At 48.7% G+C, this 13,952-nt stretch carries 15 protein-coding genes; 4 read left to right on the forward strand and 11 right to left on the reverse strand.

Annotated elements, in window-relative coordinates; genetic code table 11:
• Nucleotides 1-549: 549 nt before the first annotated feature.
• From FPE01S_RS01560 to trpS, 5 genes are all read right to left on the reverse strand, one after another.
• Nucleotides 550-2,685: a peptidase domain-containing ABC transporter gene (locus FPE01S_RS01560; protein ID WP_072053936.1), complete on the reverse strand. Its 2,136-nt coding sequence runs from the start codon at nucleotides 2,683-2,685 to the stop codon at nucleotides 550-552.
• A gap of 1 nt (nucleotide 2,686) precedes the next feature.
• On the reverse strand, nucleotides 2,687-3,799 hold the full coding sequence (locus FPE01S_RS01565) for an HlyD family secretion protein (RefSeq protein ID WP_046367183.1): 1,113 nt from the start codon (nucleotides 3,797-3,799) through the stop codon (nucleotides 2,687-2,689).
• A 35-nt stretch (nucleotides 3,800-3,834) separates the two neighbouring features.
• Nucleotides 3,835-4,017 (reverse strand): hypothetical protein, encoded by a 183-nt coding sequence (locus tag FPE01S_RS01570; protein WP_046367184.1) that lies wholly within the window; start codon nucleotides 4,015-4,017, stop codon nucleotides 3,835-3,837.
• A gap of 89 nt (nucleotides 4,018-4,106) precedes the next feature.
• Nucleotides 4,107-4,742, reverse strand: coding sequence for a deoxynucleoside kinase (locus tag FPE01S_RS01575; protein WP_046367185.1), 636 nt, complete (start codon nucleotides 4,740-4,742; stop codon nucleotides 4,107-4,109).
• Between the two features lie 41 nt (nucleotides 4,743-4,783).
• Nucleotides 4,784-5,791, reverse strand: a complete 1,008-nt coding sequence (gene trpS / locus FPE01S_RS01580) for a tryptophan--tRNA ligase (RefSeq protein ID WP_046367186.1) — start codon at nucleotides 5,789-5,791, stop codon at nucleotides 4,784-4,786.
• 40 nt (nucleotides 5,792-5,831) lie between these two features.
• Here trpS and gatC point away from each other — a divergent pair, with 40 nt between their 5' ends.
• From gatC to FPE01S_RS01595, 3 genes are read left to right on the forward strand one after another with little or no spacing between them, the layout of a single operon-like run.
• Entirely contained in the window at nucleotides 5,832-6,122 is a 291-nt protein-coding gene (gene gatC, locus FPE01S_RS01585; protein WP_046367187.1) for an Asp-tRNA(Asn)/Glu-tRNA(Gln) amidotransferase subunit GatC, read from the forward strand.
• 1 nt (nucleotide 6,123) lies between these two features.
• On the forward strand, nucleotides 6,124-6,864 hold the full coding sequence (locus FPE01S_RS01590; RefSeq protein WP_046367188.1) for an ABC transporter ATP-binding protein: 741 nt from the start codon (nucleotides 6,124-6,126) through the stop codon (nucleotides 6,862-6,864).
• Nucleotides 6,833-7,399 carry a cob(I)yrinic acid a,c-diamide adenosyltransferase gene (locus FPE01S_RS01595; RefSeq protein WP_174446973.1) on the forward strand — a complete coding sequence of 189 codons (567 nt, stop codon included), beginning with the start codon at nucleotides 6,833-6,835 and terminating at the stop codon, nucleotides 7,397-7,399. The genes FPE01S_RS01590 and FPE01S_RS01595 overlap by 32 nt, the downstream gene beginning before the upstream one ends.
• A 7-nt stretch (nucleotides 7,400-7,406) precedes the next feature.
• Here the strand turns inward: FPE01S_RS01595 and FPE01S_RS01600 are convergent, their stop codons facing one another.
• Nucleotides 7,407-8,063: an ABC transporter ATP-binding protein gene (locus FPE01S_RS01600; protein ID WP_046367189.1), complete on the reverse strand. Its 657-nt coding sequence runs from the start codon at nucleotides 8,061-8,063 to the stop codon at nucleotides 7,407-7,409.
• A gap of 85 nt (nucleotides 8,064-8,148) precedes the next feature.
• Between FPE01S_RS01600 and FPE01S_RS01605 the strand changes: the two genes are divergently transcribed.
• Nucleotides 8,149-8,370: a DUF2795 domain-containing protein gene (locus tag FPE01S_RS01605; protein ID WP_039131553.1), complete on the forward strand. Its 222-nt coding sequence runs from the start codon at nucleotides 8,149-8,151 to the stop codon at nucleotides 8,368-8,370.
• A gap of 62 nt (nucleotides 8,371-8,432) precedes the next feature.
• Here FPE01S_RS01605 and FPE01S_RS01610 read toward each other — a convergent pair whose 3' ends face one another.
• The 5 genes from FPE01S_RS01610 to FPE01S_RS01630 form a co-directional block, all read right to left on the reverse strand.
• A complete protein-coding gene (locus FPE01S_RS01610) occupies nucleotides 8,433-9,248 on the reverse strand; it encodes an enoyl-ACP reductase FabI (RefSeq protein WP_046367190.1) in 816 nt (271 codons plus the stop codon).
• 25 nt (nucleotides 9,249-9,273) lie between these two features.
• A complete protein-coding gene (gene recN / locus FPE01S_RS01615; protein ID WP_046367191.1) occupies nucleotides 9,274-10,932 on the reverse strand; it encodes a DNA repair protein RecN in 1,659 nt (552 codons plus the stop codon).
• A gap of 72 nt (nucleotides 10,933-11,004) precedes the next feature.
• Complete coding sequence (locus tag FPE01S_RS01620; RefSeq protein ID WP_046367192.1) at nucleotides 11,005-11,997, reverse strand: sterol desaturase family protein; 993 nt, start codon at nucleotides 11,995-11,997, stop codon at nucleotides 11,005-11,007.
• A 16-nt stretch (nucleotides 11,998-12,013) separates the two neighbouring features.
• Nucleotides 12,014-12,769 carry a zinc ribbon domain-containing protein gene (locus FPE01S_RS01625; RefSeq protein WP_046367193.1) on the reverse strand — a complete coding sequence of 252 codons (756 nt, stop codon included), beginning with the start codon at nucleotides 12,767-12,769 and terminating at the stop codon, nucleotides 12,014-12,016.
• 14 nt (nucleotides 12,770-12,783) lie between these two features.
• Entirely contained in the window at nucleotides 12,784-13,881 is a 1,098-nt protein-coding gene (locus FPE01S_RS01630; RefSeq protein WP_046367194.1) for a Nif3-like dinuclear metal center hexameric protein, read from the reverse strand.
• Nucleotides 13,882-13,952: the final 71 nt, after the last annotated feature.

Genomic DNA, 13,952 nt, shown 5'->3' on the forward strand with positions numbered 1-13,952 from the left:
TCCATTGCCGGAAAGCAGCGTTGTTGATACCCTTTTGCCATTCTTTTGTTTATCCTTTGGTAACCCGGCGTGTAGCCAGATTTTACCCGGATTCTACCTAGTTTTCATAGGGAAAACGGGTCATTTCCGGGTAAAACCCGGATAACCAATGAGGTTCCAAAGGCTTATCAACAGGGTAACATCAGGGTAGATGTAGAAAAAGACTAAAGTTCGTCCATGGAAAACAGAGTTCGTTGCTGTTTCTCCCCCGGAAACGGGTTACCAGTTATTCCAGTTGCCAAAAACTAAGTATCATTTCAGCAGATGTTCAGCTTTGAGCGAGTATAGCCGTATTAAGCTGGAAAATAGTGCAGCCCTGGTGTAAACTACCACCGGTCCTACAGCCGACCTGCACCCGTCCCCCGGCAAACCCACCCTTTCGCTGGGGGACCGCTGTAGGTTTGCTGGTGGTCGGCTATCGGGCGGTTGCTGGATGACCCGGGCAAAACTGATAGTGTTAGTGTGGCTGGCTGATGAAGCAAGTACCCCAGTTTGCCTGCGCAGGAATCGTCAACCCAAAACTGGCCGATCCAAAGCTGCCGTGGATTTTAGGCAGCCGTCTTCCATTGCCAGCACTTCGTCGCAGATCTCCAGCAGGTGGCGGTGATGGGTGATCAGCAGGATCGTCATCCCCCCGGTACAATAGGCCCTGAGCATATTCAGCATCTCTGTTTCAGCAGTAGCGTCAAGATGCGCAGTGGCTTCGTCCAGAATCAGTAATAATGGCTCACGGTACAGCGCGCGGGCCAGGTACAACCGTTGCCATTGTCCGGCCGAAAATTGCCCGGAACGTTCCTTCAATTGCGTATTATACTGATCAGGCAGACGTGTGACCAGTTCGTCAATACCTGTTTCCTGGCAGACTTTCAACATACGTTCCCAGTCGGGAGAATCATTATGAAGGCAAATATTCTCCCAAACCGTACCGGTAATTGCCTGTTGGTCCTGCGACAACCAACAGATTTGTTTGCGAATAGAATACAGACTGAAATTATTAAAACCGAATCCGCCCGCCGATATGCTTCCGGACTGGGGTTCCAGGTGTCGCTGAAGTAATGCCGCAATGGTGGATTTACCACTCCCGCTGCTGCCCGTTAATGCTATCAGCTTCCCGGCAGAAATCGTAAAGCTGATATTTTTCAAAGCCATAAACCCATTGGGATAGCGAAAACTGACATCATCAAAGGAAATGCCACCAAAGTAGCGTTTTCCAAATGTCAAATTGCAACGGTCAGCAATGACTTCAGGTTTTAAAGCTATCATACCAAACAACCGGTCCGCTGCTGCCAGCCCTTCCTGTATCGACCTCCCTGATGCCAGAATGGTCAGCAGGGCAGAGGAAAAATAACCCAACAATGTATAAAATGAAATCAATTCCCCGGCAGTAAGCTTGTGGTCAATCACTGCGCCGCCACAATACCACAGCAACGTAACAGTAATACCTTTCATGAAAAACTCCGAAGCCTGGTTCAGAAGACTATTATTGATCACAGACCTTCGCATACCTGCCATAAATGTGATCCAATAGTTTTCAAATCTGCTGACCATACCAGGCTCAATTGACATTTTTTTTACCATGGGCATCAACTGTATGGATTCCACAATTGCAGCCTCAACTTTTGCCGCTGCTTCCAATATCATTCTGAATGCGTTTCGGTTGTACCGATGAATGAGCCAGCATAAGAGTAATAAAACCGGTAATGTAGCGAATACCATCAGCATCAATCGAACATGGTAAAATCCCATAATTGTCATGGTACAGATAGCTATCATCAGCTGAAGCAAAATCCCGACACCGGCATCACTCACCAACATTCTGATTTTCATGGCATCTCCAACCCTGCTGCTGATCTCACCACTGCTGTATGCTTCCGTAACAGTAAGCGGCAATCTGAAAAGATGATTGATGTAAGACATGACCAGCTGATGATCAATTTGTTGCCCTGACAACAATACCAGCATGTCACGTGATATACCTATGAAACCCTGCAGCAACAGTACAGCAATCATTATAATGACCATGGTATTCAGCGTATCGGGATTAGCCTGATTGAGCACTTCATCCACAACCTGCTGGAGATAGATAGCCATGGTACAGGTCAGCAGCGAATATAATGCGGCGCCCAGGACCACTTTTACCAATAAACTTTTCTGCCATTGAATCAGCGGCCATAATCTCATTATCACAGATGCCTGACCGGTTTTATTACCAGGAACCAGAATTGACGGTGAATTTTCCTGCTTTTTAAATACGATTGCAATCCCTGTCCATTGCTTCATGAAATCCCCAACCGGCAACTTCGAATGTTTGCCGGCAGCGGGATCCATGATTTCAAGGAAATCCGGTGTACACTTCTTCACGCATACATAGTGAAACTGCCCATTCGTGTACCTGATATGTGCAATGATGGGAATGGAAAACGACGATAGCTGATCATAAGACATCCGGATCGCACTGGCTTCCACGCCAAAGGAAGCCGCGGCCTGTACAAGTCCCCATAGTGACGTACCGCTTTTATCAGTTCCCGCAGCAATACGGAGTGTCGTCAGTGGCATCCGGAGTCCTAATCTACGCATCACATATGCCAGGCACGCAGGGCCGCAATCTGTGGCATCCTGCTGCCTGACTGGCTTTGACCACCACATGTCAGATTGATTTGGAAGGTTTAAACCAGTCATCGGGTTTGTCGAATAACACCTGCCAAATTTTTCGTCGTGCGATCACTATAGTTATTCCAACCGGAATCCCGGCAATCCAGGAAAAACTGAAACCATTCGGGAGCGTGAACGAATGCGGCGGAAGCCGGCAGACAATCCGTCGGCACGCCATGCCATTTTTATCTATCGATACAGGGTCAACCTGAATCACCCTGGCGTCAACCGAATTGAAATGATGACTGTAAGCAGCAGCCAACCGGATTCTCGCCGGCATGTTACCATGTATTATCGCCATCTGGATTCCGGAAACAAATCCTTCCACAACAAGGCTATCACCAAAAATGATCCGGCACAACGGTTCCCCTTTCTGCACAAACATACCCGGCATCGCAGCAGCCATCAGCTGAATATTTCCCGCCCCCGGCGCTTTGGCCAGCTTTTCTTTTTGCTCCCATTCAGCACCGTTACGCAACACTTGTTTTGACCGGTTTTCTGCCTGATATGCTTCAATACGTTCCTGCCATTGTTTTTGTGCAGAATAGCGGTATTGCTGTAGCCGGAGCGCAGCAGCAGTCTGCGTTGCCAATTTCTCTTCCCATTCCGACGCCGGTATGATGTGTTCCTGGAAAAGCGGTCTGTTCCGCATTATTTCAAGATCCGCTTTGCCGAGGTCATGTAGCAGCAGTTTTTCATCAGCCAAAAACTGTTGCCAGATTATTTTGCCATTATCTGTTTTCAATTGTAAAGAATCGTTGTTGCGGTGTGACAGCCAGGCGATCAACCCGGCCAGTTCAGTTGCCATTGCTGCACGCAATGTTTCTTCATGGAGCAACTGATGATATCGTACAAGGTTAACTTCGTCCCGCATGGAAAAGATGGCCTGACCTTTCTTCACTGCCGATCCATCCTGAACATAGATGGTATCAATAGAACCGGATTCACGTGCGTAGAGCACAACTGATTCCCGTGAAGGTGTTACCCGACCGGCAGCCTGCACAACAACATCTGCATTGAGGAAGAAAATCAAAAGGCAAACAACTCCTGTGAGCAACAACGTTATGCAATAGATCCAGTTCATCCAGGCTGGCAGTGTTTGTTTCATGGCAATTGAAAAGAGGCCGGTTGCCCGGCCTCCTGCTACTTTTTGGCAATAGATGACTGTGTATCGGAAACCATTTTTCCCAGTTCCCACAAGCTTTGCAGTGCTTTAGCACCTAACTGTGCCAGTTCTCCCGCCAATGTACCTTCACCTGCTGATCCGCCACTGATGCGGGTCATCTCTTCGATGGAAAGCGTTTCCATCGCTTCATGGTTTTTCATGCTAACGATTTTTCTGTGATTGTTTTATTTGTTAACCGGGAACAAATTACAATCACCCAATCGCGTATACCAGCGTGTTTTGACGGGAATTAAAAGAGGCCAAATAACTGGGCATCTACCTTGCTGATGATCTCTCCCAGGTCTTCTTCTTTTTCGGCAAATTTGTTCTTGTCGACATCAATCACCAACAGTGGTCCTTCCTGGTAGGCACCGATCCACTTCGCATAAAAATCGTTCAGCCGTTTGAGGTAATCAAGGCGAATATTTTCTTCGTATTCGCGCCCGCGCTTCTGAATCTGCCCGACGAGTGTCGGTACGGACGCCTGGAGGTAAATTAAAAGGTCCGGAGGTTGGACCATGGATTTGAGCGTCTGAAAAAACAGGAAATAGTTGTCGAAATCGCGTTTGCTCATCAACTGCATTTCATGCAGATTGGGTGCAAAAATATGGGCGTCTTCGTATATCGTTCTGTCCTGGATAACAGTTTCGGTACCACGATGAATATCAAGTATCTGATTGATTCTGCTATTCAGAAAAAATATCTGGAGATTAAAACTCCAGCGGGGCATGTCTTCGTAAAAATCATTCAGGTAAGGATTGTGATCAACATCTTCAAATTGTGGAATCCACTTATAATGTTTGCTGAGCATTTCTGTGAGGGTAGTTTTACCTGCACCGATATTGCCAGCAATCGCGATATGTTTTGGTTTTTTGCCCTTTGCCATAAGTTATAACCTGCCGGGTGGCCAGCTTCAAGATAATTAAATTAATAGTATTTCAGCCCCATTGCCTCCCGTACTTTTTCAAGCGTGGCCTGTGCGCTCTTTCTTGCTTTTTCAGCACCCATTTCCATCACCTCGCGCAGGTATTTTTCATCCTGCCGGATGGCTTCCGCTTTTTCGCGGATGGGTGCGATAAAAGTTACCATATCTTCCCCCAGCTGTTTTTTCATATCACCATACCGGATAGCGGCATCGTTGTAGTTCTTTTCAAATTGAGCAAGGGTATCCGGTTGGCTGACCAGCTGCATCAGCGCAAACAGGTTTTCAATATAGTCAGGCTTGGGGGTTCCCGGTTCGGTCGGACCAGCATCCGTTTTGGCTTTTTTTATTTTGTTACGGATCAGGTCGTCGGTATCTGCCAGGTAGATGGTCGCATTCTGATTTTCACTTTTGCTCATTTTGCCTGCTCCGTCAAGGCTGGGCACCTTTACCAGCTGCTCACCGAAATTGAAAGCATAGGGCTCCGGAAATACTTCGCCATAGCGGTGATTGAAGCGGTTGGCGAAATTACGCGTCATCTCCAGGTGCTGCTCCTGGTCTTTTCCTACAGGAACGTACGCGGCACGTTGCAACAGGATGTCAGCTGCCATCAGCACCGGGTAGGTGAGCAATCCGGCATTGATGTTTTCCGGATGCTGGCGTGCTTTATCCTTAAAGGTGGTCGTTTTCTCCAGTTCACCTTTGTAGGCCAGCATATTCAGGTAGAGGTAAAGTTCAGCCGTTTCCGGGATATGGCTCTGGCAATAAAGGGCCACTTTATGCGGGTCAAGACCACAGGCGATATTTTCGGCCAGAACCCGGTGAACGTTGGCCTTCAGTTCGCTGGTGTCGGGGTGGGTCGTGAGCGTATGCAGGTCTGCCACCATAAAATAACAGTCATAATCTTCCTGCATCCTGACGTAATTCTGCATGGCGCCAAAATAATTCCCCAGGTGGAGCATTCCGGTACTGCGGATACCGCTCATTACTATCCCTTTTTTTCCTTTTTCCATAGCGCGGCGAAGATAAGAACCTTATTTTTGTTGATAGCATATGGAAGTAACCAAAGAACTTATCACACATCTCGCCGGGCTTGCCAGGTTAGAGTTCAATGAAGAGGATACCCGGCAGATTCAGGATGATCTGACCAGGATGATCAGTTTTGTGGAGAAGCTGAACCAGCTGGACACTTCAGGTGTTCAACCGTTACTTCACATGACCGATCAGACCGATGTACTGAGGGCGGACAGGCTGGAACCTTCGCTGGAAAGGAAAACTGCTTTGGAGCTGGCCCCGGACGCCGACGATCAATACTTCTATGTGCCAAAAGTGATCAAAAAATAATATGAGTCACCCGATCATCCATTTAAGCGCCATCCAAAAGAGTTATTATATGGGTAAACAGGCAATTCCTGTACTCAAGGGAATTACGCTTGATATCCATAAAAACGAATACGTGGCCCTGATGGGTCCTTCGGGCTCCGGCAAAAGCACCCTGATGAATATTCTGGGCTGCCTGGATTCACCAACCGCCGGAAAATATGTGCTCAATGGGCAGGATGTCAGTAAGATGGATGATGACAGCCTCGCCGATGTGCGCAATAAAGAAATCGGATTTGTTTTCCAGCAGTTCAACCTGTTGCCGCGTCTTACCGCTGCAGAGAACGTTGCACTTCCGCTGGTATATGCGGGACTGGCTAAGAAAACGCGCCATGAAATGGCCCTGGCGGTGCTGGAAAAGGTAGGGCTGGCGGAAAGAAGCCATCACAAACCGAATGAACTCAGCGGTGGACAGTGCCAGCGGGTGGCAATCGCCCGGGCTTTGGTGAACAACCCTTCCCTGATCCTTGCCGATGAACCAACGGGAAACCTTGACACCAAGACTTCCATAGAGATCATGGACATCTTCGGAAAGATCCAGTCCGCCGGAAATACAGTTGTGCTGGTGACCCACGAGGAAGATATCGCCAATCATGCACACCGCATCGTCCGGCTCCGTGATGGTCTTATTGAAACTGACCGCAGAAACGAACATCCAGCCAAATCTGCTCTACATGGCGTTGAAAATATATACGAGAACGGGTGATGCCGGTCACACCTCCCTGATCGGCGGTACAAAAGTGCCCAAAAGCCACCTTCGGATTGACACCTACGGAACTGTCGATGAACTGAACTCCCATATCGGGTTCTGTGCAGACCAGTTAAAGGATCATGAGTCAGTATTGCGCCTGAAAGAAATCCAGGACCGGCTCTTTACTATCGGCGCTTCCCTGGCTACAGATCCGGAAAAAGAACCGCTGATGCGCATGCCGGATCTGCTACAATCTGATGTTGACCAGCTTGAAAAGTGGATTGATCAGATGAATGAAGTATTGCCACCGATGAAATTCTTCATTCTTCCGGGTGGACATATGGCAATCTCCTCCCTGCATATAAGCCGGTGTGTGTGCCGGAGAGCTGAACGGCTTTGCGTTGCACTTCAGGACGGAGAGCATTTTATTGACCCGCTCGTCATCAAGTACATCAACAGGCTGAGTGATTACCTTTTCGTTCTCGCCAGGTATTCCGGCCATCTGTTGGGTGTAGCGGAAATTCCCTGGAAACCAAGGGTGAAACAATAGCAGGGGGTCAGACGTCTGTCATTCTTCCGTCTTTCATGTGCAACACCCGGTCGCTCATCTTGGCCAGTTCTTCATTATGGGTCACAATGAGAAAAGTCTGGTTAAAATCAGCCCGCAGCCGGAAAAACAAATCATGCAAATCACGGGCATTGGCCGAATCAAGGTTACCTGTAGGCTCATCTGCGAATATGATACGTGGTTCGTTGATCAGTGCCCTGGCCACCGCCACCCGCTGCTGCTCACCTCCGGAGAGCGCCTGCGGCTTATGTTCTGCCCGTTCTGCCAGACCCAGGTGCCCCAGCAACTCCCTGCCACGCTGTTCCACCGCCTCCTTTGGCTTGCCCGCGATCCAACCGGGTATGCAGACATTTTCCAGGGCAGTAAATTCAGGCAACAGGTGATGGAATTGAAAGACGAACCCGATATACCGGTTCCGGAAAAAGGCAAGCTGCCTGTCCGTCATCCCGGTTATTTCCGTCTTGTTAAGCCCTATCTGCCCGGCATCCGCCTTATCCAGCGTCCCAAGTATGTGCAACAGGGTGCTTTTCCCCGCGCCTGAGGATCCCACAATACTTACGATTTCTCCTTCCTTCACTTCAATATCCACTCCTTTCAGTACCTCCAGTGAACCGTATTTCTTTTTTATCCCTTTTGCCTGCAACATGGCGCAATATTAAGCGTTGTAGGTGAAAGGATTTGGAAATTTCGTTTTAACACCTACATTTGCCGGAAATTTAAACCCAGTACAGATGTTTTGGACGCTAGAATTGGCTTCTTACCTGGAAGACGCTCCTTGGCCCGCCACCAAAGACGAGCTGATCGATTACGCAATCAGGAGCGGAGCGCCTATTGAGGTGGTTGAAAACCTGCAGGAACTGGAAGATGAAGGTGAAATCTATGAGGGGATCGACGACATCTGGCCAGACTATCCTTCCCAGGAAGACTTCTTTTTCAATGAAGACGAATATTAGTATGAAATAAAAAAATCCCGCAGTGCGGGATTTTTTGTTAGCGCTATAGCGAAGCTTGCCGTTTATTCCACGCCAAGCTTGGTCATCACTTCCATACTTACGCCCGTGCTGGAATAACCACCATCGTGGAAAAGATTCTGCATCGTCACCATTTTGGTAAGATCTGAGAACAACGTAATACAGTAATTCGCACAGTCTTCCGCTGTGGCGTTTCCGAGCGGGGCAATAGCATTCGCATAGTCGAAGAAATCACCAAAGCCCTTGATACCGGTCCCGGCAGTGGTTTTGGTGGGAGACTGGGAAACAGTGTTCACCCTCACTTTCTTCTCCAAACCGTAATGGTAGCCAAAGCTACGTGCGATTGACTCCAGCATTGCCTTGATATCCGCCATATCGGTATAGAATGGATAGGTACGCTGGGCAGCCATATACGTCAATGCCACAATACTTCCCCACTCGTTCATGGCATCCAGTTTGCGGGCCACACTCATCATTTTATGGAAGGAGAGCGCAGACACGTCAATCCCTTTCAGGAAATAGTCGTAGTTCGACTCGGTATAGGAAATATTCTTCCTGATATTCACACTCATGCCGATGGAGTGCAGCAGAAAATCAATTTTACCGCCCAGGATCTCCTGTGACTGCAGGAACAATTGAGACAGTTCTTCTGTACTGGTAGCGTCTGCAGGGATGATCTGGGCATTGGTCTTTTCCGCCAGTTTCCTGATCTCACCCATGCGCATAGCAATCGGGGCATTGGTCAATACGATCGTTGCGCCCTCTTCAACAGCTTTCTCGGCAACTTTCCAGGCGATAGAATTTTCATCCAGTGCACCGGTGATGATACCGCGCTTTCCCTTTAATAGATTATAAGCCATATGATGGTTTGCTTTGGCTGCGAAATTAGGGAGATTGGATCATTTCCCTTGCATTCTCCATAGCTGCTGCGCTCGGTTGTTCACCGCCCAGCATTTCAGCAATTGCCCGGATTCGTTCGCTTTCGCTCAATGACCTGATCCTTGTTTGTATCTGCCCAGCCTTTTCCTGCTTGTAAACGAATAAATGGTGATCGGCCCTTCCCGCAATCTGTGGCTGGTGGGTGATACAGATCAATTGCCGGGCAGCTGCCATTTCTTTCATAATCAAACCCACCTGCCGGCTGGCTTCTCCTGAAATCCCCGTATCGATCTCATCAAAGATGAGTGTGGGCAGGTCCACTTTTCCGGCTACCAGTGACTTGATACAAAGCATCAACCGGCTGAGTTCACCGCCGCTTGCTACTTTCCTGAGCGGCGCAAACTGCCCGCTTTTATTGGCATCAAACAGAAAGTCGACATTGTCCATTCCCATCAATGCCGGTTCAACCGGCGTAATGGTCACCTTAATGCTGGCATTTGGCATCCCGACACGGTGCAACAGCTGGTTCACCTGCTTCATCAGCGGCGTCGCCTGGGCAGTTCTGAGCGCGGAGAGTTTCTTTCCGGCAGCCTTTAGTTCATCGAAGTTCAATTTAACCTCATCCTCCAGTTGATTCAACCGCTCGTCCAGGGCAACCACCGATTGTAGTTTTTCGGAGAGCTCCACCTGTATGGCCAGGAGCTCAGCCGTTGTCCTGGCCCCATGTTTTTTCAGCAACCGGTTTCCAATGTTCAGTCTTTCTTCGACTGCCATTACCCTTTCGCCATCATAGCTGATCTTATCGCTCCAGCGATCTGCTTCATCAGCAAGATCCGCCAGTTCAAGCTGTACGGAATGGAGGCGTTCCACCAATTCACCCAGGTCTTTCTGCTGCGCGGTAAATGGCTGAAGTTGCTGAACCAGCTGACGGATCACCTGGATGACAGGTTGATCCTGTTCACGAAGTTGCTGATTGATCTGAACCAGTGCCGTCTTGATGCTTTCCGCGTTCGTCAATAGCTCCAGTTCGGCTTCCAGTTGTTCGAGATCACCTTCTTTCAGGTTTACCTCTTCCAGTTCCTGGAAGAGGAAGCGGTTGAATTCAAGTTCCCGGCTATCCCTGCTCTGCTGCTCTTTCAATTTCAGCAATTCCTTCTGATTATCCTGCCAACGTCTGAAAACCTTCTGGTATGCTGCAAGCTCGCGGGAAGACGCCGCCATCGCATCGATTACAGCAAGCTGAAAACCTGAGCTCCCGATCGATAGTGTATCAAACTGGCGGTGCAGGTCTACCAGCATAACAGTCAGTTCCTGCAGCTGCTGAAGCGTTACGGGTGTGTCATTGATAAATGCCCTGCTCTTGCCATTGCTTCCAATCTCGCGGCGAATGACCACTTCATCCTGTACTTCAAGGTCATTTTCTTCCAGAAATGATCTGACAACAGTTTTACCGGAAACTTTGAACACGGCTTCAACAACACATTTTTTATCCTTGTTGAATACAACACCACTATCTGCCCTTTCACCAAGTATGAGTGAGAGCGCACCCATCAGAATGGATTTTCCTGCACCGGTCTCGCCCGTGATGATACTAAGTCCTTCTCTCCAGGGGATCTCCAGCGCATCGATGATGGCGTAGTTCTGAATATGTAACAGTTGCAGCATAGTGAAATCTGCGGCAATTTATGGAATTGTGTGCCAGGAATTCCCCTGCAGGTAAAATCCGGTGGAAAAACGTTAGTGCGGGGTGACAGATTCGCGGAAAGCGTTTTTGGTTACGGTGGCAGTTTTGTGGTCCCCGGTATGACTCCATCCGGGAGGCATGATCATATAGAGGACTTTGTTCTTCAGACCAGGTGCTGCTATCACATCGCGGCCAAGCTCACGGAATTCTCCGAAATATACATCCCAGAAATTCCGGGGATTCATTTTGCGGGTGATGCCATATTCCATGGGATACTGTTTGTCTTCCTGCTGGAACGTGCCAAACAGGCGGTCCCAGATATTCAGAAGGTTGCAGAAATTGGTATCCATGTAAATGGGATTGCGCGCATGATGCACGCGGTGATGCGATGGCGTTAGAATAAGATGTTTCAGCTTCCCCATGCGTCCGTCCTTCATTACTGATTCACCCACATGAATAAAACTGCCCCAGGTACCATCAATAAACATGATAAAAAATAACAGTGGTGCATTAACGCCCAGGAGAACACAGATCGTTGTCCGGATAAAATCGGCATATGGTGCTTCCAGGAAGAAATGTGCGTAGGTAACCGACATGTTCATGGTCTCCGGTGCGTGATGCGTGGAATGCAGGCACCAGAACAACCGCACCTTGTGACCGAGAAAATGATACACGAAATGGGATAGTTCCCAAATGATGTACCCGTAGATCAGCCAGTACCAGGTAAACGTTGTGGTAAAGGGTGCGAACCGGCCAAAAAATGCCAGGCAGAATCCCACCACGGCAAAAGATAAAAACCTGCCGATGAACCGGTTGAAAACAAAGATCAGGAAGGGAACACGATAGTCTTCGATCTTGAACTTCTTGTAAAATAGCGCACGGACGATCTCAATGATCAGCACGAGCGGGATCAGGGGCCCAATAGCAGCAACTACGCCGTCGCGAGTATACAGGCTACTGAAGTCACCGGACTGAAACATGGTCATCCAATGACTGATGCCGAAGAATCCAATGATTTCTTCCCACAAAATCTGCAAGCCCTTCATGACCAACCCTTAGGGATTATTTTACTTCAACGCTGTCGTTCAGGTCGGTATCAACCAGGATACGGCCACAGTTTTCACAAACGATGATCTTCTTACGTTGTTTGATCTCGCTCTGACGCTGAGGGGGAATTGCGTTAAAACAACCACCGCAGGCGTCTCTTACCACAGGAACTACCGCAAGGCCGTTTCTGTAATTTGTGCGGATGCGGTCGTAGGAAAGCAGCAGACGGGGATCGCATTTTTCACGGGCGTCAGCAGCCAGTTTGTTAAAGTGTTTCTCGTCTGTTTCTGTTGTAGAGATGATCTTTTCCAGCTCATCCTTTTTGTGCTTGAGAACACCTTCCTTGGTATTGGTGGTTTTCTTTGCCTTATCCAGCGTAAGCACTTTGTCGGAGATCTCTTCCTGTGCGTCCTTGATATGTTTTTCAGCAAGCTTTACCTCGAGCTGCTGCATTTCAATTTCCTTGGTGATCGCTTCAAATTCACGACTGTTCTTCACATTCGTGCTCTGCTTTTCATATTTCTTTACCAGTGCTTCAGCTTCCTTGATGGCTTCCTTCTTCTGGTTGATGAATTCATTGATTCCGTTGATCTCTTCTTCGATCCTGGTCTGACGGGAATGAAGGCCCTGGATCTCATCTTCCAGATCGCTCACTTCAATCGGCAACTCTCCTTTCAGAATCTGAAATTCATCGATTTTGGATTCGATTTTCTGGAGGGTAATCAGTGAAACCAATTTTTCTTCAACCGAAAAGTCTTTTACAGTAGCCATAATAGCTTTTGAAATTAGGTATAATAATTCACCGGGTTTGTGCTCTGCCCCGTTTTGAAGACGGCAAAGGTAGGGAATTTTTCTGCCAAATATTCATGCAGAAGGTCGATGGTGAATTGCTCGGTCTCAAAGTGACCAGGGTCGGCCAGCAACAGCCTGCTATCGGCATCAAAAAACTGGTGATACTTCATATCCGCAGTAATATACGCATCAGCATTAATACCTATTGCATTGGAAATAAGGAAACTACCGGCTCCGCCGCATACTGCCACCCGCTTTACCGGCCGGTTCAGCAGTTTGGTATGCCGGATTACCGGAACCCTGAAAATGCCCTTCAGCCACTCCAGGAAGCTGGTTTCCGCCATCGCGACAGGTAATTCGCCCCATATCCCGGAGCCTATCCCGTCATGCCTGTTGCCGAGCGGCAGGAGGTCAACCGCTATTTCTTCGTATGGATGACTGTTCCGCAGTGCTTTCAGGATCGCTCTTTCCATCGGCAGGGGATAGACCAGTTCCAATTTGAATTCCGGAGACTCCTGCCGGATGCCGGGCGTGCCATCAAACGGATTCGTGTTTTCCCCACCACGGAAGGTACCGGTTCCGGGCGCTGAAAAGCTGCATTCACTGTAATTTCCGATATGCCCTCCACCGGCTGCAAACAGGGCATTCCGCACCTGATCGAGATATCCCTGCGGAACATAGGTAACCAGTTTCCTCAGCATCCCCTCCTTCGGCTGCAATATCCTGGTATGCTCAAGCCCCATCTGCCGCGCAATCCGCCCGTTTACGCCGTTCAGCACATTGTCAAGGTTCGTATGGATGGCATAGATGGCAATGTCGGCTTTGATTGCCAGGATGATCGCCTTTTCCAGGTAGTTTTTACCGGTCAGTTTTTTCAATCCGGAAAACAGGATCGGGTGATGTGCGACGATAAGGTTACAGTCTCTGTCAATTGCTTCCTGTACAATTTCTTCTGTTGCGTCGAGGGAAACGAGCACGCCCCTGCAATCCCACCCGCTGTTTCCGGTAAGTAACCCGGTATTGTCATAAGCCTCCTGGAAGGCAGGTGGAGCAAGCTGTTCCAGGGCATCTGTGATTTCATTAATGCGCATGGCCAAAGATAGTGTGGCGCTGGTTTATTCGGTATATTACACGCAGCAAAAGCAGTTTACAAAAAAGGTCG

This window comes from Flavihumibacter petaseus NBRC 106054, from assembly GCF_000974785.1.
GTDB lineage: Bacteria > Bacteroidota > Bacteroidia > Chitinophagales > Chitinophagaceae > Flavihumibacter > Flavihumibacter petaseus.